15 protein-coding genes are annotated in these 22,812 nt (G+C 73.5%); 6 read left to right on the forward strand and 9 right to left on the reverse strand.

What is annotated here, in order from left to right; all coding sequences use genetic code 11:
* Positions 1–49: 49 nt before the first annotated feature.
* Together ACFVYX_RS04850 and ACFVYX_RS04855 are read right to left on the reverse strand one after the other, a co-directional pair.
* A complete protein-coding gene (locus tag ACFVYX_RS04850) occupies positions 50–1,237 on the reverse strand; it encodes a thiolase family protein (protein ID WP_389679867.1) in 1,188 nt (395 codons plus the stop codon).
* A 167-nt stretch (positions 1,238–1,404) separates the two neighbouring features.
* A complete protein-coding gene (locus tag ACFVYX_RS04855) occupies positions 1,405–1,656 on the reverse strand; it encodes an EF-hand domain-containing protein (RefSeq protein ID WP_389679868.1) in 252 nt (83 codons plus the stop codon).
* Positions 1,657–1,893: 237 nt separating this feature from the next.
* Here ACFVYX_RS04855 and recQ point away from each other — a divergent pair, with 237 nt between their 5' ends.
* Positions 1,894–3,915 (forward strand): DNA helicase RecQ, encoded by a 2,022-nt coding sequence (gene recQ, locus ACFVYX_RS04860; protein ID WP_389679869.1) that lies wholly within the window; start codon positions 1,894–1,896, stop codon positions 3,913–3,915.
* 38 nt (positions 3,916–3,953) lie between these two features.
* Here the strand turns inward: recQ and ACFVYX_RS04865 are convergent, their stop codons facing one another.
* Positions 3,954–5,231 (reverse strand): YhgE/Pip domain-containing protein, encoded by a 1,278-nt coding sequence (locus ACFVYX_RS04865; RefSeq protein ID WP_389679870.1) that lies wholly within the window; start codon positions 5,229–5,231, stop codon positions 3,954–3,956.
* A gap of 37 nt (positions 5,232–5,268) precedes the next feature.
* Positions 5,269–6,129, reverse strand: coding sequence for a formate dehydrogenase accessory sulfurtransferase FdhD (fdhD, locus tag ACFVYX_RS04870; RefSeq protein WP_389679872.1), 861 nt, complete (start codon positions 6,127–6,129; stop codon positions 5,269–5,271).
* A 282-nt stretch (positions 6,130–6,411) separates the two neighbouring features.
* Here fdhD and ACFVYX_RS04875 point away from each other — a divergent pair, with 282 nt between their 5' ends.
* Both ACFVYX_RS04875 and ACFVYX_RS04880 read left to right on the forward strand, forming a co-directional pair.
* Positions 6,412–7,398 carry a Dyp-type peroxidase gene (locus ACFVYX_RS04875; RefSeq protein ID WP_389680051.1) on the forward strand — a complete coding sequence of 329 codons (987 nt, stop codon included), beginning with the start codon at positions 6,412–6,414 and terminating at the stop codon, positions 7,396–7,398.
* 5 nt (positions 7,399–7,403) lie between these two features.
* Positions 7,404–8,246 (forward strand): family 1 encapsulin nanocompartment shell protein, encoded by an 843-nt coding sequence (locus tag ACFVYX_RS04880; RefSeq protein WP_389679873.1) that lies wholly within the window; start codon positions 7,404–7,406, stop codon positions 8,244–8,246.
* 23 nt (positions 8,247–8,269) lie between these two features.
* Here ACFVYX_RS04880 and ACFVYX_RS04885 read toward each other — a convergent pair whose 3' ends face one another.
* Positions 8,270–8,737, reverse strand: a complete 468-nt coding sequence (locus ACFVYX_RS04885) for a GreA/GreB family elongation factor (RefSeq protein ID WP_389679874.1) — start codon at positions 8,735–8,737, stop codon at positions 8,270–8,272.
* A 322-nt stretch (positions 8,738–9,059) separates the two neighbouring features.
* On the opposite strand from ACFVYX_RS04885, the gene ACFVYX_RS04890 reads away from it, so the two are divergent.
* Positions 9,060–9,731, forward strand: coding sequence for a 1,4-alpha-glucan branching protein (locus ACFVYX_RS04890; RefSeq protein WP_389679875.1), 672 nt, complete (start codon positions 9,060–9,062; stop codon positions 9,729–9,731).
* A 15-nt stretch (positions 9,732–9,746) separates the two neighbouring features.
* Here the strand turns inward: ACFVYX_RS04890 and ACFVYX_RS04895 are convergent, their stop codons facing one another.
* From ACFVYX_RS04895 to ACFVYX_RS04905, 3 genes are all read right to left on the reverse strand, one after another.
* Positions 9,747–10,826 carry a trypsin-like serine peptidase gene (locus tag ACFVYX_RS04895; protein WP_389679876.1) on the reverse strand — a complete coding sequence of 360 codons (1,080 nt, stop codon included), beginning with the start codon at positions 10,824–10,826 and terminating at the stop codon, positions 9,747–9,749.
* 6 nt (positions 10,827–10,832) lie between these two features.
* Positions 10,833–16,187 carry a trypsin-like peptidase domain-containing protein gene (locus tag ACFVYX_RS04900; RefSeq protein ID WP_389679877.1) on the reverse strand — a complete coding sequence of 1,785 codons (5,355 nt, stop codon included), beginning with the start codon at positions 16,185–16,187 and terminating at the stop codon, positions 10,833–10,835.
* A 223-nt stretch (positions 16,188–16,410) separates the two neighbouring features.
* On the reverse strand, positions 16,411–17,298 hold the full coding sequence (locus ACFVYX_RS04905; RefSeq protein WP_389679878.1) for a DNA/RNA non-specific endonuclease: 888 nt from the start codon (positions 17,296–17,298) through the stop codon (positions 16,411–16,413).
* A gap of 103 nt (positions 17,299–17,401) precedes the next feature.
* On the opposite strand from ACFVYX_RS04905, the gene ACFVYX_RS04910 reads away from it, so the two are divergent.
* Entirely contained in the window at positions 17,402–18,208 is an 807-nt protein-coding gene (locus ACFVYX_RS04910; RefSeq protein ID WP_389679879.1) for a caspase domain-containing protein, read from the forward strand.
* 164 nt (positions 18,209–18,372) lie between these two features.
* Entirely contained in the window at positions 18,373–19,803 is a 1,431-nt protein-coding gene (rox, locus tag ACFVYX_RS04915; protein WP_389679880.1) for a rifampin monooxygenase, read from the forward strand.
* 49 nt (positions 19,804–19,852) lie between these two features.
* On the opposite strand, the gene ACFVYX_RS04920 is transcribed toward rox, so the two are convergent.
* On the reverse strand, positions 19,853–22,738 hold the full coding sequence (locus ACFVYX_RS04920) for an AAA family ATPase (protein ID WP_389679881.1): 2,886 nt from the start codon (positions 22,736–22,738) through the stop codon (positions 19,853–19,855).
* Positions 22,739–22,812: the final 74 nt, after the last annotated feature.

Genomic DNA, 22,812 nt, shown 5'->3' on the forward strand with positions numbered 1-22,812 from the left:
TGGTTCGCCTCGGAGTGACGGCTCGGGCGGACGGCAGCGGGCTCGGGGGTCAGTCCCGGTCGACGAGGACGGCGGTGCCCTGGCCGACGCCGACGCACATGGTGGCGAGGCCGCGCCGGTCTCCGGTGCGGCGCATGCGGTGGAGCAGGGTGGTGAGGATGCGGGCGCCGGAACCGCCCAGGGGGTGGCCGAGGGCGATCGCGCCACCCTGAGGGTTGACCCGCTCGGGATCGATGCCCAGTTCGCGGACGCAGGCGAGGGCCTGGGCGGCGAAGGCCTCGTTGAACTCGGCGGTGTCGACATCCGTGAGCGCCCGGCCGGTCCTGGCGAGCACCCGGCGTACGGCCGGGACCGGGCCGATGCCCATGACGTCCGGGTCGACGCCGGCGCTGCCACCGGCCACGTAACGGCCGAGCGGCTCAAGGCCGAGCTCGTGCAGGACCTCCTCGCTGACCAGGAGCAGCGCGGCCGCGCCGTCGTTCATCGGCGAGGCGTTGCCGGCGGTCACGGTGCCGTCGGGCCGGAACACGGGCTTGAGGGCGGCCAGCTTCTCCGCCGTGGTGTCGGCCCGGATCGACTCGTCGTGGGCGACGACCGTGCCGTCGGGAAGGGTGACGGGGACGGTCTCGGCGTCGAAGAGGCCGTCCTTGCGGGCGGCGGCGGCGAGCCGGTGGCTGCGGAGGGCGAAGGCGTCCTGGTCCTCGCGGCTGACGCCGTACCGGGCGGCGACCTCCTCGGCCGTCTCTCCCATCGAGAGCACCCCGTGGAGCTCCTTCATCCGCGGGTTGGTCATCCGCCAGCCGAGCTTGGTGTCGAAGATCTCCTGGTGGTGGGGGAGGGCTGTCTCGGCGCGGGGCAGGACGAACGGGGCGCGGCTCATCGACTCCGAGCCGCCGGCGAGGACGACGTCGGCCTCGCCGGCGGCGATGGCGCGGGCGGCGGTGGTGACCGCTTCGAGCCCGGAGGCGCACAGCCGGTTGAGCGTGGCGCCGGGCACGGAGTCCGGCAGTCCCGCGAGCAGCACGGCCATCCTGGCCACGTTGCGGTTGTCCTCGCCGGACTGGTTGGCGGCGCCCCAATAGACGTCGTCGACCCGGGCCGGGTCGAGCGAGGGGACGGTGTCCAGGGCGGCGCGGACGGCGGTGGCGGCGAGGTCGTCGGGCCGTACGCCGGAGAGAGCGCCGCGGAGGCGGCCGATCGGGGTGCGCCGGGCGGCGGCGAAGTACACGGGACGCATGGTCACGGCTCCAGATGGGGGTCGGTCATCACACGGGCGCGCGGGCGTGGGTGCACGGCCCGCCCCTCAAACTAGCAGTGCAAGTTTCCCCGTGGAACGCGACCGCAGGGTGAGCCTCCGTGTCCGTCGGGACACTGGCCCGTCGTCCCGCGCCCGGTTCCCCGGCGTCACCAGTCGAAGCGGCGGTCGACCAGGGCGCCGAACTCCTCGAAGGACAGGACGCGGTCGCCGTTCTGGTCGGCGGCGTCGAAGAGGGCCGAGGCGTCGTCGGCGCTCCCCACACCCCAGAAGGGGATCACTCCCTGCGCGGCGAGCGTCGGACCCTTGGCCCTCAGGGCGTTGATCACCTCGGTACGCGTCAGGGTGCCGTCGTGGTCGAGATCGAGCGCGTCGAAGAGAACGCGGGCCTTGTCACTCATGGTCTGTCCTGTTCCCTGTGGCCCGGGCCGCCATATCGGCCGGGTCCGTGTGAGGAAGGACGCCGGGGACGCCCCGCGCGTTCCCTCCGGCCCGTCCCCGACCTCTCCCGGCGGCCGCGCGGGGAGCGCTCCCCGCGCGGCCGCCCGCTCGCACCCCGGACCGGAACCCCCGAGAGGTTTTCCACAGGTTCCATCGGACGCGGCCGGGGTGTCCGTGGCGGCCGATAGGGTGGGTGAATGGTCCTTTCCGACGATTCCGCCGTGATCTCCGAGTCCGCGGGTGTCCTCCATCGCGTCTTCGGCTACAGCTCCTTCCGAGGGGAGCAGCAGGAGATCATCGAGCAGGTCGTCGGGGGCGGAGACGCCCTCGTGCTGATGCCGACCGGTGGCGGCAAGTCGCTGTGCTACCAGATCCCCGCCCTCGTCAGAGAGGGCACGGGCGTCGTGATCTCGCCGCTCATCGCCCTGATGCAGGACCAGGTGGACGCGCTCAAGGCCCTCGGGGTTCGGGCCGGATTCCTCAACTCTACGCAGGATCCGTACGAGCGCCAGGCCGTCGAGCAGGCCTTCCTCGCCGACGAGCTCGACCTGCTCTACCTGGCCCCCGAGCGCCTCCGCACCGAGGGCACCCAGCGGCTCCTCGACCGCGGCACGGTGTCCCTCTTCGCGATCGACGAGGCGCACTGCGTCGCCCAGTGGGGTCACGACTTCCGGCCCGACTACCTCGCGCTGTCCATGCTGCACGAGCGCTGGCCCAAGGTGCCGCGCATCGCGCTCACCGCGACGGCCACCGAGGCCACGCACAAGGAGATCGCGGCCCGGCTCGGCCTCGAGGACGCCCGGCACTTCGTGGCCGGCTTCGACCGGCCGAACATCCAGTACCGCATCGTCCCGAAGAACAGCCCGCACAAGCAGCTGCTCGAACTGATCCGGACCGAGCACGAGGGCGACGCCGGCGTCGTCTACTGCCTCTCGCGGGCCTCGGTGGAGAAGACCGCGGCCCTCCTCGTGGAGCACGGCATCGACGCCGTGCCGTACCACGCCGGCATGGACGCCCGTACGCGCGCCGCGAACCAGGCCCGCTTCCTCCGGGAGGACGGGGTCGTCGTGGTGGCGACGATCGCCTTCGGCATGGGCATCGACAAGCCGGACGTACGCTTCGTGGCCCACCTCGACCTGCCGAAGTCGGTCGAGGGCTACTACCAGGAGACCGGCCGCGCCGGCCGCGACGGCGAACCGGCCACGGCCTGGCTGGCGTACGGCCTCCAGGACGTCGTCCAGCAGCGCAAGCTCATCGACGGCTCCGAGGGCGACGAACAGCACCGGCGCGCCCTCGGCATGCACCTGGACGCCATGCTCGCGCTCTGCGAGACGGTCGACTGCCGACGGGTGCGCCTCCTCGCGTACTTCGGCCAGTCCGGCGAGCCGTGCGGCAACTGCGACACCTGCCTGACCCCGGCCGAGTCCTGGGACGGCACGGTCGCGGCACAGAAGCTGCTGTCGACCGTGTGGCGTCTCGCCAAGGAGCGGCGCCAGAAGTTCGGCGCGGGCCAGATCATCGACATCCTGCAGGGCAAGAAGACCGCCAAGGTCATCCAGTTCGATCACGACGCCCTTTCGGTGTTCGGCGTCGGGGCGGACGTGAGCACCGCGGAGTGGCGCGGGGTCGTCCGTCAGCTCCTGGCTCTGGGGCTCCTCACGGTGGAGGGCGACTACGGGACGCTCGTGCTCACGGAGGAGAGCGGTGAGGTCCTCGGCGGGCGCCGCACCGTCACCATGCGGAAGGAGAAGGCGCAGGCCGCTCCGTCCCGCAAGGAGTCCGGGGCGCGCTCGGGGAAGGGCGCCCGGGTGCCGGTCGACCTGCCCGCGGCCGCCGTGCCGGTCTTCGAGGCCCTCCGTGCCTGGCGGGCCGCGACGGCCCGCGAACAGGGCGTGCCCGCGTACGTCGTCTTCCACGACGCCACGCTGCGGGAGATCGCGACGCGGCTTCCCGGCACGGTGGAGGAGCTCGGCACCATCGGCGGTGTCGGCGAGGCCAAGCTCACCAAGTACGCCGAGGGTGTCCTCGGCGCCCTGGCGGAGTCCGGAGCCGGCGCCGCCGCCCCGCATGATCCCGCGCCGGCCGCCGCGTCCTCCGCGGAGGTCGCCGGCCGGAGCTCGGTACCCGCCGCTCCGGAGGCCGGCGCGCCGTACGACGAGGAGCCGCCCTACGACATGGACGGGATGGAGGAGCCGCCGCCCTGGGACGACTGGCGGTAGCCGGGCCGCCGGGCGCGCGGCCTCCCCTTCCGTACCGCTCAGGCGGGCTGGGGTGTGAGGCGGCGCAGTCCCCTGCGGTCGTAGTAGTGGGTCATGGCGAAACCGAACGCCAGAGCGGCGGCCGTTCCCACCGCGATCATGATCCAGCCGCGGGCCAGGCCCGCGTCCGCGCGGGCATCGAAGTACAGGATGGACCGCACACCCGCGCTGAGCTGGTGCATCGGCTCGAAGACGCCGAGGAAACGGTAGAAGCCGGGAGTGGCCTCCAGGGGGACGGTGGCTCCGGAGGAGGGGAGGGCGAGCGCGATGAAGACGAACATCGACACGAGCTGGCCGATCCCGCCGAACGCCGCGTTGATGGCCTGGACGCCGAGACCGACGGCGACCGTCGCGCAGAACGAGAAGATCCACAGCATCGGCAGGTGTGAGGCGTCCATGCCGAGGACGGAGATCGTGGCCACCATGACGAGCGTGGTGGTGAGGACCGAGATGCCCGCCGTCATGACCATCTTCAGGACGAGTGTCTGGGTGCGGCTGATGGGCACCGCCGGATGGCGGGAGTGCCAGGGGCCGATCTCGCTGTCCGCGTAGCCGAGGGCGGTGTCGACGCTGCTGTTGACCAGGTTGCCCCCGATGAAACCGCCGAGGACGAGCAGCAGGGTGTAGTAGAAGGCGGTCAGGCCCAGCCCGCTGTGCCGGCCGATCGGATGGCCGACCTGGGTGGTGACGGCCACCGGGTCGGTCAGGAGCAGCCGGGTCGTCGGGGCGGTGGCGGCGGCCGCGAGCTGCTTGCCGATGGTCAGGGAGGCCTGACGGGCCGCGTTCTGGTTGATCTGGGCGGTCAGCGACGAGCCCAGGCTGCCGACGCCGGGATTGGTGAGCACGGTGAGCGTCGGCCGGGCGGTCGCCCGGTTCGTGGAGAGGGCCGCGACGGACGCGGTGAAGTCCGCCGGGACGACCAGGGCGCCGAAGACCTCGCCGGACGCCAGCGCGTCCTGCGCCCCCGCGCGATCGAGCCGCCGCCAGTCGACCCTCGTCCCGGACGAACCGGCGGTGACGATCGAGTCGGTGATCTGCTTCCCCAGGTTCTCGCGCTGACCGGGCAGCGGGTCGCCCCGGTCCTCGTCGACCAGCGCGACGGGGAGCCTGTGCAGGTTGTCCGTCGGATTGAGGATGCCGCCCATGTAGAGCAGGGAGAGGCCCACGGCGACCAGTGCGCTCAGGACGGTCGGTACGAGCCACAGCTTGGGGCGCCGGGCGAGGGCGCCTGCACGCACCTGCGGGTGGGGGGTGTTCGGGGGGATCGCGGACGTCATGGACTCATGGTCGGCGCGAGCGCCGCCAAGGCGGGGATTACGGCCCGTACGGGGCGGGCGGGCGTGTCGACGCCTCGTCGGCCAGTCGTTCGTCGCCGGTGTAGACGTTCATGGAGGTGCCGCGGAGGAAGCCGATGAGGGTGAGCCCGGTGTCGGCCGCGAGGTCGACGGCGAGCGAGGAGGGGGCGGAGACGGCGGCGAGCAGGGGGATGCCGGCCATGACGGCCTTCTGGACGAGCTCGAAGGAAGCGCGACCGCTGACCATGAGGACGGTGCCGCGCAGGGGCAGGAGGCCTTCGCGGAGGGCGTGGCCGATCACCTTGTCGACGGCGTTGTGACGGCCGACGTCCTCGCGCAGGCAGAGCAGTTCGCCGTCGGAGGTGAAGAGTCCTGCGGCGTGGAGACCACCCGTGGTGTCGAAGACCCGCTGGGCGGCCCGGAGCCTGTCGGGGAGGGCGGCGAGTACGTCGGTCCGGATGCGCAGGGGGTCTTCGGCGACTGTCCAGGCGGCGGTGGTGCGGACCGCGTCGAGGCTGGCCTTGCCGCAGAGGCCGCAGGAGGACGTGGTGTAGAAGTTGCGCTCCAGGGAGGCGTCGGGGGCGGCCACACCGGCGGCGAGGCCGACGTCGACGACGTTGTAGGTGTTGCCTCCGTCGGCTGTGGCGCCCGCGCAGTAGCGGATTCCCGTGACGTCCCGGGCGCTGTGGACGACGCCCTCGCTGACCAGGAACCCGGTGGCGAGGTCGAAGTCGTCGCCCGGGGTGCGCATGGTCACGGTCAGGGGCCGGCCGCCCACCCGGATCTCCATGGGTTCCTCGGCGGCCAGGGTGTCCGGGCGGTAGGAGGCCTCCCCCTCCCGTACGCGCAGGACGCGCCGCCGTACGGTCACTCGCCCCATGGTCCGCTCCTCTCCTCGGAGCGCCGCCCCGACGGTGTGCCGTGGTCGTCACGGTTCTGATGTGGTCGTACCCCGAGACTCTGCCACGCGGGCCGAGGAGCCGGGCACGGGGGCGCCGCAGCAGCGGGGGTGCCGGAGCGAGGGACGACCGGAGCTCCGGGGCACGGGAGCACATGAGCACCGGAGTGCCGGGCTGCGCGTCCGATCACTCCCGCCTAGGCTGACGCTGCCCCTTTCACTCCCTTTATTGATACATGCTGATGATTGTCCGACGGGAGTCCCATGGTCGTCGTCCAGCCCGTCGTCGCGACACCCGAGCGGGCCGCCGTGTTCCTGGTGGCCACCGTCAACTCCGGCGGCGAGGCCGCCGTGGCGGCGGCGCTCCAGGACCTGACGGGCCTCTCCCGATCGGTGTCCTTCCGCTTTCCCGACGACAGCCTCAGCTGCGTCGCCGGTATCGGCTCCGAGCTGTGGGACCGGCTCGTCGACGGGCCGCGCCCCCGCGAACTCCATCCCTTCGTGCCCCTGAGCGGCCCCCGCCACCGTGCCCCGGCCACCCCGGGCGACCTGCTGTTCCATCTGCGCGCCCGGCGCATGGACCTCTGCTTCGAACTGGCCCGGCTGATCGTGGAACGGCTCGCCAGTGCGGTGACCGTCGTCGACGAGGTGCACGGCTTCGCCTACTTCGACGAGCGCGACCTCCTCGGCTTCGTCGACGGCAGCGAGAGCCCCGGGGGCGCGGTGGCCGCCGACGCGGTGCACATCGGGGACGAGGACCCCGGGTTCCGCGGGGGCAGCTACGTCATCGTGCAGAAGTACCTCCACGACATGGCGGCCTGGGACGCGCTCACCGTCGAGCAGCAGGAGCTGGTCATCGGCCGCAGCAAAGCGGCCAACGTCGAGATGCCCGACGACGTCAAACCCGCCGACTCGCACGTCGCGCTGAACACCGTCGTCGACGAGAACGGCGTCACCCGCCAGATCGTCCGCGCCAACATGCCGTTCGGGCGGGTCGGCACCGGGGAGCTCGGCACGTACTTCATCGGCTACGCGCGCACGCCGGCCGTGACCGAGCTGATGCTCCGCAACATGTTCCTCGGGGACCCGCCGGGCAACACCGACCGCATCCTCGACTTCTCCCGGGCCGTCACCGGCGGCCTCTTCTTCGTGCCGAGCGCCGACTTCCTCGACGACCTGCCCGCCGCGCCGCCGTCCGCCGCCGCCCGCCCGGGAGAGTCCCTGGGCATCGGCGGCCTGAAAGGAGCCTGAGCCCCATGACGACCCCCGACGCCATGAGCGACCCGCACCACGGACCCGACACGGGCAACCTGCACCGCGAACTCGCCCCGATCACCCCGGCCGCCTGGGCCGAGATCGAGGAGGAGGCCCGCCGCACCTTCCGGCGCAACGTCGCGGGCCGCCGCGTCGTCGACGTTCCCGACCCGGCGGGGCCGGCGCTCGCCGCCGTCGGCACGGGGCACCTCGCCGCCATGAACCCGCCCGCCCCGGGCGTCACGGCGCGCCTGCGCGAGGTGAAGCCGCTCGTGGAGCTCAGGGTGCCGTTCACCGTGGACCGGACGGCCGTCGACGACGTCGAGCGCGGCGCGAAGGACTCCGACTGGCAACCCGTCAAGGACGCGGCACGAGCCATGGCGTTCGTCGAGGACCGGACGATCTTCGACGGCTACGGGGCGGCGGGTGTCGACGGACTGCGCGCCCGGTCCTCGAACCAGGTGGTACGGCTGCCCGCCGAGCCGCGCGACTACCCCGACGCCGTCAGCCGGGCGCTGACCGCGCTGCGCCTCGCCGGTGTCGACGGCCCGTACGCGCTGCTGCTCGGCGCGGAGGAGTACCGGGCGGTCAGCGAGACCTCCGACCACGGCTATCCGATCGCGGCGCACCTCGGGCGCATGCTCGACGGCTCCCCGATCTGGGCACCGGCCCTCAGCGGGGGCTTCGTCCTCTCCACCCGTGGCGGTGACTTCGAACTCCTCCTCGGCCAGGACCTGGCGATCGGCTACACGGGGCACGACGCGGACAGTGTGCGGCTGTACTTCCAGGAGACCCTCACCTTCCGCACGTACACCGACGAGGCCGTCGTCGTCCTGGAGGCGTGAGCTCCCGGATCGCCCGTGCCGGGTCAGTCCCCGACGGAGACCACGACGGCGGTCGCCGGGCCGTCGGGTGTCGTGTACGTGACCGTGTCGCCCGGACCGTGGCCGAGGAGCGCGCTGCCGAGCGGGCTGTCGGCGGTGACCATCGTCCGGTCGAGCACCGCGGCGACCTCGCCGATCTGGACGGTCGCCTCCGTGCCGTCGTCGAACCGCACCGTCACGGTGCTCCCCACCCCGACCCCGTCGGTACGAGGGGCCCCGGCCGCGTCCGCCTCGCGCAGCCGTCCGCGGATCTCGTCGATGCGGGCGTCCAGGCGGGTGAGCTGGGTGCCGCGCTGCAGCTCGTCGGCCTGGTCGGCCCGGTCGCCCGTCTCGTCCCCGCCGCCGTCCCGCAGGGTGACGGCGACGGCTTCGCGTTCCGTCCGCAGATCGTCGAGCTCCCGCTCCAGGGCCTCGCGGCCGACGGCGCTGATGGGCTCGGGTCCACCGGTCATTCCTGCTCCCGTTGTGCGACGGCACGACTCCGTACCGAACGATAGGTGACATATGCGACGTTATCAGTCGGTTCGTCACATTGCGGGAGCACGCGGTCAGTTCGGGCTCGGCGCGGCCGCCGTGAGCGGGAACGCGGTATCCGTCGGGAAGACGGTGTCGCGCGGGCCCGCGGGGTCGAGGACGTTCTTCCGGATGCACGCGTGCGGGGGTGTGCCGCCGACCTGGCCTGGCCGGGCAGGACCGGATCGCACCGTGGCCCTCCGGTCCGGTCTGTTACGTTGCGAAGGCCCTGACCACTCCAGGAGAGGAAGGCCCCGCACGATGGCCGTCATCCACCACACCACGCTTCGGCCCACCAAGCTGGAACTGCTCGCGGAGTGGCTTCCCACCCGGCCGTGGCACACCGGTGCCGAGGCGCGCCCCGGCAAGGCCGGGGGCTTCCGGCTCGACGACCCGGCGGGCGAGGTCGGCATCGAACTCATGGTGGTGACCGACGGCGAGGGCGACACGGCCGTCACCTATCTCGCCCCCATGACGTACCGCTCCGGGCCCCTCGCGGACGCCGGGCACGCCCTGATCGGCACCATGGAGCACGGCGTCCTCGGCAAGCGCTGGGTCCATGACGCCACCCACGACCCGGTGTTCGTCTCCCGGCTGTACGCGCTCCTCACCGGACGGACACAGGCCCAGGCCCAGTCGGAGACGGACACCGTCGACACCACCGTCGCCGTCTCGCCCGCCCCGGCGGAGGCCGCGGCCGACGTGGAGCTCGTACGGGTCACGGAAGGCGCGGACCACACCGACCTGGAGGTACGGGCCTCCGGTGGCGCGTCCGCACCGCTGACGCTGCGGGTACGGCGGGTTCTCCGGGCCGGCACGGACACGGCCCCCGACGGCGGCGCCGGCCGGGTCACCGCCGAGTGGCTGCTGCCCGACGGGACCACCGCCCGGGGCGAGTTCGCCACCGTCCTCGCCGGCCCCGGGCAGGGGTGACCGTCCGGGTGGTCCTCAGACCCAGTTGACCTCGGCCGCGGCGAGCAGTGGATCGTCCACCAGCTCCCAGAGCGGGACGGCGAAGTTCCCGGTGCGGTAGCGGCCGCCGAAGTGGAGGCCGAGGACACGGTGGTCGGTCAGGTCGAAGACGGGGGAGCCGCTGTTGCCGCCGAGCGTCGAACAGTCGTGCTTCATCACCAGACCGCCGGGGGTGAACTCGGTCGCCATGCCCGGCTGCAGCCGCTTCACGTTGTACACGTCCATGAAGATCCGGCGCATCGACTCCGGTTCGTTGCGCCGGCCGTCCCAGGCCGGGTAGCCCACCACGTACACCGGTCGTCCGGGGAGGCTCGCCGGCGCGTCCGCGGCGACGGCGAGCGGCGTGGGCAGACCGCCGTCGGCCGAGAGCTCGACCCGCAGCAGGGCCAGGTCGACCTCCTCGTGGATGCCGATGATCTCCGTGACCTCGTACGGGGCGGAGGCCCCGGACGGCTCGCCGTCGACCGGCAGCTCCTCCGCCGGGTCGATCCGCGCCGACATGCCGTACTCGAAGGTCCAGGGCGCCCCGTCGTCCTGGAAGCGGCTGAACTCCACCGCCACATGACGGTTCGTCATCACCGTGCGCGGACCGACGAGGAAGCCCGTGCCGACCCAGTCGAGGCGCGGGTGCCCGGTGACCTCGACCCGTCCGACGCGCGCAAGCGACTCGCGGATGGAGGGCCGCTGGCCGTCCAGGACGGCCCACTCGTCACGCTGCGGGGCGAAGTCCTGGCGCTGGACCAGGATGGCCGGGCGGCCTTCCAGGAGGACGATCGCCTCCACCCCGAAGGCCTCGTCCCCGTCGAGCTCGTCCTCCCGGTGTGCGGCCAGCTTCTCCAGACCGCTGACCCCGGCCTCCAGGACGCGGGCCCGTTCCTCACGGGCGAAGCGGGAGATCTCGGCCGCCGGTGCCACATCGGCGGGGAGCTCGAACGCGGACTCGGCGATCTCCGCCTCCAGAGCGCCGCGCACCCGCGCGGCGACCTCCCGCAGATCGCCGAAGATCTGCTCCGTCGCGGTCGCGACCGGAGACACGCTCCGTGGTCCGTTCGGCATCGTCACTCACCTCGGCCTTCCGTTCGTCGCGTGCGCGGGGCCCGGCCGGCCGGACTGGGCCGCCATGATCTCCTCGTACAACTCCCGGCGGAACTCCCGGAGATGGGCCAGGATGCCGCTCATCTGGGTGCCGACGTTCACGAACCGTGTCCTGGCGCCCTGGAACTCGACCTCGTCCACCTTCCGCGTCCCGCGGTGCAGCCCCACCACCGTCCAGTCGTCGAGGCAGACCGGTGAGCCCGAGGAGCCGCCGCGGGTGTCGGTGAAGTAGAGGATGTCGTGCTCGTCCGCCCGGTAGACCAGGTTGTTGCGCAGCGCGACCCGCTTCGGCAGACCGCCGGGGTGCTGGATGATGTTGACCGGGACGCGCTGCCGCTCCCGGACGAGCAGCGGCCGGGTGGCGATCCGGAGTGTCGGGCGACGTTCCTGGTCGGGGGCGAGCCGCACGATGGCGTAGTCGAGCGCCGGGTCCCAGGCGGCGAGCTCGCCGGCCGTCGCCTCCGGCGCCGCCGCCGTGTTCTCGACGAAGTCGAAGCGGGAGCGGGACATGAGCGCCTGGAGCCGCAGGTCCTCGTCGCTGACGTACGGCCGGACACCCGGGTCGTGCGAACGGGCCATCACCACGTGGTGGTTGGTGATCAGCAGGCCGGGTGCGATCATCCAGCCCGTGCCGCCGTGCGGATAGGACGGCAGGAGCGGGGCGCCCGACTCGTACGGGGGGATCCTCAGCAGGGCGACGGAGGCACCGGCCCGGATGCCGCCGTGCAGGAACTCGTACGGCACGGTGTCGTCCTGGAGGATGATCTCCTCCTTCATCTCCCCGGGCATCATCTCCGGGGGAAGCTCCGCCTCGCCGGTGATCGCGCGGGCCACGGCGTCGAGCGCCCCCTGGAGGACGGCGCGCGGGCCCGGCTCATGCGTCTTCTCGATCGCGTTGTGGAGCCAGATCTCCAGCGGCACCAGGCCGTCGATCAGCCGCTCGACCTGGTTCATCGCGTTCAGGTCGGCGTGCAGCTGCTCCCGGGGGTCGTCCAGCGGTTCGAGCGTGGCCGCGAAGTAGCCGGGGGTCCCCTTGAGCAGGGCGGGGCGCAGCGCCCGGTCCGCGAGGCCCGCCTCCATGGCGGCGTTGCGGACGCGGACGAGGTCGGGCTGCGGCAGGAACGGCTCCTCGCGGAGCGCGGCTCCGGCGGCGTTCGGCGGGGGACGCGTCCACAGTCCCGTACCACCGCGTCGGGGGCGCGAGCCCGCCCAGAGGGCCGGCTCGTCCCCGGTCGCGGGACCGAGGGAGGACGGCCCGCGCGCGCTGCCGCGCGGCAGCGGACCCGCGTCCATCGCCGAGGCGACGCCAAGGAGCAGGTCGCCGCTGCCGTCCCGGAGCGTCAGCGCCTGCCGGGCGACGCTGTCCAGGGTGCCGCGCCGCCGCGCCTCCCGCAGGTGCCGCTCGATCCGGACACGGTCCGGACGGGCCGCCCCGTACGCCTCCCCGGCGGCCGGCGGGTACGTCTCCCCGGCCGCCGACGCCAGAATGCGGGCCAGCGGCTCGCGGAGGCGCGGCTCGTCGGTGAGCGTGCTGTCGATCCAGTGGGCGAGCTCCGTCACCACCGCCTCCTCGTCCGCCGGCAGACCGACCAACCGGAGCGTGTGCTCCAGGAGCTGGGGATCCGACCGGCAGGCCGCGGCCGCCGCCGTACGGGCCAGGGACGGCTGTCTCGCCAGGTCGGCGTCGGGCATGGTGCGCAGCGTCCTGGCGAGCCGCTCCCGCGCCGGAGCGGCGTCGACGTCCGCGAGCGCCGCGAGCCGGGAGCGGGCGACGAGCACGCCGAGGGACTCGTACCGCAGTCCGAGGCCCGCCGCGATCTCCTCCGCCTCCTGGAGGTCCCGGTCCGCGGCCGGGAAATCGCCCAGGTCCTGCGCGAGCCGCGCGGACAGCTGGAGCAGTTCGAGCTGGGTCTCCGCGCAGCCCGCCTCCGCCGCTCCGTCCACGGCACGCTCGGCGGTCGCGCGTGCCTCCGCCGTCCGCCCGGAGCGGGCGAGGGTCTCGGCGAGCAGGGCGTGCAGCCTGCTGCACGGCGTCCAGGGGCGCCGCTCCCCGAGGCGCTGCGCGGCGGCGTCCACGTACCCCTGGGTGAGCAGGTCCTCGACCTCGCGGGCCGCGATCCGCTCCCAGTCCTCCTGGTCCGCCTCGGTCATGATCTGGTCGGGGACGTGACCGCCGATCCTGCCGAGGAGGAACGCGGCCGGGCGGTGCGCCATCTCCAGGTGCGTCGACCCGCCGAGGTAGGAGGCGACGCCGGGCTCCCAGCGGCTTTCCACCGTACGGGGGTTCTCGCCGAGCCTGAGCCGGTGGTAGATCTCCTCGGCACGGTTCCTGGCCCCCTCGCGGGCCGCGTAGTACGCGACGGCGCCGCGGTCCACGGCCCGCATCAGATCGGTCCGCGCGCTGTCCGAGAGGCGCAGCATGATGGCCCGCAGATCGGCCCGGTGCCTGATGGCGTCGGGCCCGGCCGACTCCATCAGGTCGACCCGCGAGGTCAGCAGCCCGTAGAGACGGCGGGCCTCCGCCGCCGTCTCCACGCGGAGCCCCGCCGGACCCGCGAGCACCTCCCGGACCAGGTCGGGGGTGATGAAGCGGAGCGCGAGGCCGGCCTGGACGAGGGCCCGGACGTCGTCGTCCGCGATGTGCTTGAGGATGCGGTCGTACAGCGTGCCCTGGATGAGCATCTGGTCCACCTGGCGGTCGAAGTACCGCCGCCGGGACGGCAGTCCGCGCAGCAGCCCGCCGAGCGTGGGGGAGTCGGTGCCCAGGGCGACGGCTGTCCGCGCCGCCAGTCTGAGGCTCAGCGGATGGCCGCCGATCCGGTCCGCGAGGTCCTCCGCGAGCGTCTCGTCGAGCACCCCGGACGACATCAGGAGGTCCACGGACGCCGGGTGGTCGAGCTCGGTCAGCTCCATGGTGCGCGGGGTCAGGAGCCGGGCCGGATGGTCGACGAGGGCGCGCCCGGAGATGATGAACCGCAGGCGCGAGTAGGCCGCCCGCAGTGCCGTCCAGATGGCCCACATGCGGGTGATGACGGGTGAGCCCCGGTACTGGGCCTCCTCGAACGAGTCGACGACGATGAGGAACGGCGGTGCCGTACCGCCCGGAGCGGGCCGGACCGCCTCGGCGACCAGGGACGCGAGCCGGTGGGCGAGTTCCTGCTCGCGGGCGCTGGCACGGGCGTGGAAGTCGGACGAGTAGTCGCGGGCGAGGGTGGCCCGGGTGCCCGCGAGCTGATGGAGTTCGTCGAGTTCGTTGCGCTCGCCGCGCTGGGACGCCGCCGTCCGCTCGCACTCGTCGGCGAGGCCCTCGAAGGAGGCCCGGAGACCGGGGTGCCGGACGGCGAGCTGCCGGGCCGTCTCCGCGATCACGGTCGCGGGTTCGTGGACGGAGAGCGTGGGACGGGCGAAGTCGATGTAGGCGAAGGGGAATCCGCCGGGGGTCGCGGCCAGGGCGTCGACGAGGAACTTGGCGAGCAGGGTGCTCTTGCCGATCCCGCCGATGCCGTGGAGGATCACCGGCGGCTCCGCCGGCTCCTCGGGCAGGGCGAGATAGGCGTGCAGCGCGTCGAGTTCGGCGGTCCGGCCGTGGAAGGTCCCCCGGATCAGCCGGCGCATCGGCTGGAGCAGCCGGGCCTCCTCCAGACGGTGCTGGACCTCGTCGACCGACGGCAGTCCGGTCACGCCCGGTACGCGGCTCAGCCAGAGCACGGCCTGAAGGGTGTCGGACAGCTCCTCGACGTCGTCGTCCGCCGCCGCGGGCGGGGACGGCGTGGGCGGGGACGCCGTGGGACGGGTCTGGGGGAGTCCCGTGCCGGACAGCAGGGCCAGGGCGGTGTGCTCGGGGCCCGGGCCCTCCGGGCACAGTCCGATGTTGGCCCGCAGGGCGCTCAGCGCGGCACCGGGGCCCGCGAGCCCCGCGAGCGTCCCGTCGCGGATCTCCGGCTTGAGCGTCCAGACCGCGGCCCCGGGCGACGGCAGGGCGACGCAGTCGTCGACGAGCTCCAGGACGGCCCGGCCGGTGGAGCGTTCCTCGCCGGGCAGGCGGAGCAGCGCGGGGTCGAACTCCTGGAGCAGGCAGGCGGCCTCCCGGTAGGAGCGGCGCGGGTCGGGCAGCGCGACGGCCGGAGCGGCGAGGCTCGCCCGCAGGGCGTCGCGCAGCAGACGGGCGGCCTCGCCCGGCGGCGCCGACGTCGGCGGCAGGGCCCGGTGGATCCGTACGACGTCCTCCACGGCCGTGCACAGCCGACGCATGTAACAGTCCTCGCCCGACGGCGAACTGACGACCCGCAGCACCTCCGCCACCGCCGTCTCCGTCAGCTCGCGGACGGTCTCCTCCTGTCCGAAGTCCGCCGTGTCGGTGAAGAGCTCCCGGAAGAAGTGCCGGAGATCGCCCTCGTCGGCGAGACGCGTGGTGTCCCGGCACTCGTTCTTGCGTATCTCGTACGGAAGCTGACGCATCGTCGTCCCGTAGCCGAGCAGCACCAGGCGGGGTACGGAGTCGGTCCGTACCGGGGTGTGCTCGTAGATCGCCCGCGCCAGGACACCGATGACGTCCCACACGTCCGACTGCGGGTCGAGCCGGTCGCAGTCGTCCAGGACCAGCCAGAAGCGGTCCTCGGCGGTCGTCGCGCGGGCGATGATCCGGTGGGCGGCGTCCTCGAAGGACGGCAGTGGATCGTTCAACCGTGTGGGATTCAACGGAAACCCGTCGGCCTCCGGGCCCGCCACGAAGGCCGCGAGCCGCTCCATCAGCCGCGCCGCCGTCGACGTACGGGACAGGGTCACCCGTACCGGACGGAAGCCGCGGTGCTGGCCGAGATGGCGGATCAGCTCGTACGTGTAGGAGCGGCCGCTGTCCTCAGGACCGTCGACGATCAGCACCGTCCGCTCCGGGTCGGCGAGGAAGCCCCGGAGCTTCTCGCGCAGCTCGGAGCGGTCGAGGAACACCGCCGCGCCGTGCTTCAGGAGCAGACTGTCGAGCGGGTCCCGCGACGAGCGCAGCAGCCGCTCGTCGTCCCGCAGCCGGGTGAGCAGGTTCCGGGCCTCCGTACCGCGTTCGAAGGCGTGCGGCTCGTCGATGGAGGACAGCGGGTCGAGACCGGCGAGCACGGAGAGCAGACGACGCTGGTGGGCGACGTCCCGGCGGGCGGCCGCGACCACGAGCAGGGCGTTCCGGTCGGGGTCCGGAGTGAGGGGCAGATCGTCGACGAAGTCGGCGGGGAGGCCGGCGCCCAGCAGACGTTCGCACGGCTCGGGGGAGTCGAGGAGGTGGTCCCGCACCCAGCCGGCAACGAGCCCCCATTCGGTCTCGGTGAGCGGCATACCGCACCTGCCCGGCGCTCTTGGCGCAGCGCCGGTCGCTCCGGCGCCGGGACGTGACATGACAGATCGGACGGGACGACCGATCCCTCTCATCGTTCCACCGGCCCGGAAGGACCGCAATCGCGGCCGCGGAGCGGTGCGGGGGGTCGCGGCAGGCCGGGTGCGGGGGCTCGGAGGTCAGGGATGCGGCGGCGCGGCGGCCGGGGGGGCGACGGCTCGGCGATCAGGGGTGCAGCACCATGTCCTCGTACGACTCGAGGCGCCGCCAGCGCTCCTCGGGCGCCCGCGCCGGGGGCATCACGTCCACGTCCGGCAGCGGCCCGAACTCCAGCTCGGTGATCTCCGCGACGTCCGATACGGGCACCTGGTACGTACGGAACGGGCCCAGCGGCGGCGGCGCGCCGGGCGTCGCACCGAGGAGCGCCCGTTCCGCGTCCCGGCTGAGGTCGGGACTCTGGTCGAGAACGTACGCGGCGGCGGCGAGCACCCCGTCCTGGAGGAACGCGGCCACCTTCCAGAAGCGCATCGGCACCTGGATCCCCCGGTACGGCGGATCGGAGTCGTGCAGCACCGGGCCGGTGAGGACCGCGAGGCGCCGGTCGAACACGGCGGCATGGTCGAGGAGGTGGTTCTCCACGCCCTGCCAGAGTTGCCTGCCCTGGTTGAAGACGTCCGCCTGCGGTGCGGCGTTGGTGAAGTGGAACGTGTCCCTGTTGGCCCGGACCGCCACGGCCGTCGGCCCCCAGACCGGGTCGAGCCGGCGCACCAGATGGCCGCGGTCGAGACTGTTGTTCCGGTAGATCTCGTCGCCCGCCTGCAGCTCCTCGGGCAGCCGGGGGTCGAACACCCAGACGTCGTCCCGTGGTACGTCCTCCAGGAGCTCCCGGCCCTCGACGCACACCGCGGTCGCGGCCGCGAGACGGCGGTCGGGCCGGAACACCACGGTGAAGTGGGTGTACGGCAGGATCATCGTTCCGACCGCCTCCCGCGCCGGAAGCGGCAGCGGGACGACCGGACCGAGGAAGCCCTCGTCGTAGCCGGCACGGTCGGCGAGCAGGTCACGGCGGGCGCCGCCCGCGCCCGGAGGAGGCGGGAGATCCGAAGGGTTCATACGATGTAGGTACCGCGTGGAGAGGGTCGCGCTCGGCGCCGGACCACAGGCCACTCGATCAGACGCCCCGGCGTCCCCTCCGCTCCCCGCCAGGAGGCATCCCATGGCCACCGGACTCGCCCTGCACGTCGGACTCAACCGGGTCGACCCCGGCCGCTACGACGGCTGGGAGGGCACCCTGACCGCCTGCGAGAACGACGCCCACGACATGGCACGGCTCGCCCGCGCCGCCGGGTTCGAGAGCACCGTCCTGCTCACCCCCGACGGCACCGCCGCCCAGGTCACCGCCGTGCTCGCCGAGGCCGCCGCACGGCTCGGCCCCGGAGACATCCTGCTCCTCACCTACTCGGGGCACGGCAGCCGGCTGCCCGAGACCACCGGCTCCGGCGACGAGCCGGACGCGCTCGACGAGACCCTGGTGCTCTACGACCGCCAGTTCCTCGACGACGAGGTCCAGCGGGCCTTCCGCGCCTTCGCCGACGGCGTACGGATCGTCGCCCTGTTCGACTGCTGCCACAGCGGGACCGGCATCGAGGTCCCCGGCGGCACGGCGGCCGCCGGCACGGCCCGCCACCTGCCCGAGCCCCGGCAGCGGCAGCTCTACGACCGTGACCGGGACTTCTACGAGGAGCTCCGACGGTCACTGGCGAAGGAGCCGGCCGACGGCGCGGCCCCCGACGCGCTCCTCATCTCGGCCTGCCAGGACGACCAGGTGGCCCTGGACGGCGATATCAACGGAGCGTTCACCGGGGCGCTGCTCCGGGTGTGGGACGACGGTGTCTTCCGGGGCGGCTACCGCGACTTCCACCGGGCGATCCAGGACCGGCTGCCCCCGACCCAGCGCCCGAACCTCCATCTGACGGGCAGTCCGGACGCGGACTTCCTGAACCAGCGTCCGTTCACGATCTGAGGCCCGGAGCTCCGGGAGGAAACAAGAAAGGCAAGGAGAGTCGACCGCTCCTTGCCACTCTCAAGGTATAGCGCACAGGGGGCCTTGCCACAAGGCCCCTGTCCTGCTGCAGAATCTCCGCTCGTGGCCAGTGACTCTGGCAGTTCTTCGAAACGGGGCAGTGAATGTTTGACGTGATCGTGGTCGGCGGCGGACCGACCGGCCTGATGCTCGCCGCCGAGCTGCGGCTGCACGACGTACGTGTGGTCGTGCTGGAGAAGAGGGACGAGCCGACCGCCGAGTCCCGTGGGCAGGGCCTGCACGCCCGCAGCGTGGAGATGATGGACCAGCGGGGGATGCTCGACCGGTTCCTCGCGGCCAGTGAGAAGTTCCAGGTGGGCGGTCTCTTCGGCGGCATCATGAAGCCGTGGCCGGAGCGCCTTGACACCGCGCACCCGTACGGCGTCGCCACGCCGCAGCCGGTCACCGAGCGGCTGCTCAACGAGCGCGCCCTCGAACTCGGCACCGAGATCCGGCGCGGCCGCGAGGTCGTCGGGCTCAGCCAGGACGAGGACGGGGTGACCGCGGAGCTCGCGGACGGGACCCGGCTGCGCTCGCGCTACCTCGTCGGGTGCGACGGCGGCCGCAGCGCGGTGCGCAAGCTGATCGGCGTCGACTTCCCCGGCGAGCCCGCCACGGTCGAGACGCTCCTCGGTGACATGGAGGTGACCGCGGACCCGGCGACGATCGCCGCCGTGGTCGAGGAGGTCCGCAGGACACAGCTGCGGTTCGGGGTGACCCCGGGGGAGAACGGGGTGTTCCGGATCGTCGTGCCCGCCGACGGGGTCGCGGAGGACCGTGCGACCGCGCCGACCCTCGACGAGTTCAGGAAGCAGCTGCGGGCCTTCGCCGGCACCGACTTCGGCGTGCACTCACCGCGCTGGCTCTCCCGGTTCGGCGACGCCACCCGGCAGGCCGAGCGCTACCGGGTCGGCCGGGTGTTCCTGGCCGGCGACGCCGCGCACATCCACCCGCCCACCGGCGGCCAGGGCCTGAACCTCGGCATCCAGGACGCCTTCAACCTCGGCTGGAAGCTTGCCGCGCAGGTGAACGGCTGGGCGTCGGAGGACCTGCTCGACACCTACCACACCGAACGGCACCCGGCGGGCGCCCGCGTCGTGGACAACACCCGCGCGCAGATGACGCTGCTCGGAACCGACCCGGGCGCGACGGCGCTGCGTGCGCTGTTCTCGAAGCTGATGGACTTCGAGGAGGTCAACCGCTACATGACCGGCATGATCACCGCGGTCGACGTCCGCTACGACCTGGGCGAGGGCCACGAACTGCTCGGCCTGCGGATGCGGGACGTCGGCCTGAAGCGGGGGCGTCTCTACGAGCTGATGCGCGGCGGCCGGGGACTGCTGCTCGACCAGACCGGCCGGCTCTCGGCGGAGGGCTGGGCCGACCGGGTCGACCACGTCGTCGACGTCAGCGAGGAACTGGACGTGCCCGCGGTGCTGCTGCGGCCGGACGGCCACGTCGTGTGGGTCGGCGAGGACCAGCGGGAGCTGTCCGCCCGCCTGACCGAGTGGTTCGGCGCCGCCACCACGGGCTGAGCGCCGAGTGGAGGCTCGTACGGCGCCCGTACGAGCCTTCCGTCGCCGTTCACGGTCGGAGCGCCGTCGCCAGCTGGGCCCGTGAGCGGACGTCGAGCTTCTGGTAGATCCGGGTCAGCCGCGCCTCGACCGTCTTCACGCTCAGGTACAGCTTCGCCGCCGCCTCCTGGTTGCTGGCGCCCTGGCCCACGAGACGGGCGAGGCGCAGTTCCGCCTCCGTCAGCGTGGAGAGCGCGGCCGGAGCCTCCTCGCCCCCGGAGCCGGCCCCGGGGTTCTCGCCCACCGCGCCCGCGGGGGCCTCGCTCGCCAGGGCCAGCCAGGGAGCAGCCCCGGCCCGCTCGAACACCGTGGCCGCCGCGTGCAGGGCGCCCTGCGCCGCTGACCTGCGCCGTCTGCGGCGCTCCACCCGGGCGAGCGCGATCAGCGCCCGGCCCCGCTCCAGGGGAAGCCCGGCCCGCCCGAAGGCCTCGGCCGTGCGGGTGAGCAGCTCCGCCGCCTCGTCCGTCCGCCCCTCCGCCGCGAGCCACAGGGCGTACGCCCGGTCGCAGCCGAGCAGGACCGTGGACCGTCCGAGCCGGGACGCCACGGGCCGTACCTCGTCGAGCAGCGCCAGGCCCTCGTCGCCCGCGTCGTGGGCGATCAGAGCCTCGGCCAGCTCCTCGTGCCAGCGCAGCATCGACGGGTCCACGGTCGACTGGGCGCGTTCGTCGGCCTGGACGCGGCGCAGTGTCTCCAAGGCGGCTGCGACGTCTCCGTTGACCAGCTGGACCCGCCCGAGCGCGTACCGGCTGCGGGAGAGGAAGACCCGGTCACCCTCCTCCTCTGAGGCCTGGATGCTGCGCCGGGCGTAGCTCGCCGCTCGTGCGAAGCTGCCGCCCGCCGTCTCCGCGAGCGCGAGCGCGTACCAGGCGGGGCCGGGGGAGAGACCCGCCTCCAGGGTGAGCGCGAGGGACTGCCCGGCGTGCGCGAGGGCCGCGGAGCAGGGGCCGATCCGTGCCTCGATCTGGGCGAGCGTGCCGTAGAGCTCGATGGCGTCCTCGACCGAGCCGCGCCGCTGGACGAGGGGGAGCAGGGCGTTCAGTTCGTCGCGGGCGTCCGTGAGCCGGTCGTCGAAGAGCGCGTGACGGATCGTCAGGATCTGGGCGGCGTTGCGGATCCCGAGGGGGCGCTCGGCCAGCTCCAGGGCGCGGGCCTGCGCGAGCACCGCCTCGGCGTCCGGTGCCCCGAGGGCCCGCTCCATCCGTGCCTGTACGGTCAGGGCCTGCGCCGCCGTGCGCGGATCGCCCATGGAGGCGGCGAGCGCGGCCGATTCGACGGCCGCGGTACGGGAGCGCTGCGGGTCGCCGTCCGCGAGGACGTACTTGACGGCGAGGCGCAGCTGGACGGCGGCCCGCAGGGCCGTGTCGCCCTCCGAGTCCTCCATGGCGTGGACGTACATCTCGTCGAGCCCGGTCAGCCCCTGGCCGGCCGTGTCGAGTACGGCGAGGCGCGCCCTGACCCGGTCCGCGGGCTTCGCGTCCCGGGCGAGCAGATCGGTGGCGGCCCGCATCGCGAGGTCGGCGCGGGCCGCGCGGGCGGCCTCCTCGGCGGCGTCGACGAGCCGGGCGATCCGCCGGGTGCCGTGCCGGCCGGGCGTCGACTCGGCGGCGAGCAGGGCGAGTTCGGCTGCGAGCGCGCTGTTGCCGCGCCGGCGGGCCAGATCGGCGGCGGCCGCGACCTCGGCGGCGAGGTCCTCGTCAGGGCTGTCGGTGGCCAGGGCCCGGTGGCGTACCGCCTCGACGGGGTCGTCCACGACCTCCGCGAGCGCCGCGTGCCCCGCGCTGCGCTCGGCCCAGCAGGCGTCGTGCACCAGGGTGGAGGGGAGCAGCCCGGCTGTGAACGTCACCGAGCCGTCCTCGGAGAGCGACACGAGTCCCGCCCGCTCGGCCGCGGCGAGGTCTGCCTCGGCGTTGGGGCGCCCGGCCCGTCGTACCAGCGTCGACGAGGGACGGAGCGCGAGGGCGGCGAGCAGCAGCGTCTCGCGTACGGCGAGGGGCGCGGCGCCCAGGAGCTGGCGGGCGAGGTCGCGGGCCCGACCGGAGAGCGTCAGCGCCTCCGCGTGGTGCACGGGCGTCCGCGCGTCCGCGAGCGAGCGGCCCACGGCGAGCGCGAGCCGGGGATTGCCGCCGCTGGCGCGGTGGATGCGGCCGGCCATCCGGGAGGGGAGCCGGTGGTGGATGAGGAGTTCGGCGATCTCGTCGGCGTGCAGCGGGGGCACGAGCAGCACGTCCGCCTCGGACGGCACCCAGAGGTGGGTGGCGTGCGGGTCCTCGGGACGGTGGGGCTCCTTGGCCTCGCCGTACGGTTCCGGGGTCTCGACGGCCACCACCCGCAGCGCGGGCGGCGCCAGGTGGAGGGCGAAGCGCAGCAGGTCCGCGCTGTCCGCGTCGACGTGCTGCACCCCGTCGACGACGAGGAGGACGGGGCCCCGGCAGGTCAGCGTGCGCAGGATCTGGGCGATGCCGAGCCGGAGCGCGATCGGGTCCCAGCCCCCCGCGTCGAGCGGTGCCTCGCGGCAGAGCATCGCGATGGCGGTGCGCTGGGGACCGGGCAGTTCGTCGAACACGCCGCAGGCCTCGGGCCGGGGGGTGTCGAGGTCCGGCCAGGCCACCGTGGCCGCCACGGAGGCCACGAGCGCGGCGGCCGAAGCCCCGGGTATCTCACGGTCGGACGGCAGGGTCGCCAGCCACAGGACGGTCTCGCCGCGCGCCTCGGCGCGGCTCGCCTCGGCCAGCGCGAGCTCGGTCTTGCCGACACCGGCGGGTCCGGTGAGCAGGGCGCGGCCCCGGGTGTGCAGGACGCGTTCCAGCCGGCCGAGGAGTTCCTCACGGCCCACCGGCGCGGGGGTTCCCCCCACGCCCGCAGGACGCAGAGCCAGGTACGGAGCTGTCGTCACTGTCCATCACCTCCGCCGCTCGGGCCCCCGGCCCAAGAGCCCCGTGCGCAGAGAATACGGAGCCAGGGGGCGGA

Source organism: Streptomyces sp. NPDC058326 (genome assembly GCF_042879855.1).
Classification (GTDB): domain Bacteria; phylum Actinomycetota; class Actinomycetes; order Streptomycetales; family Streptomycetaceae; genus Streptomyces.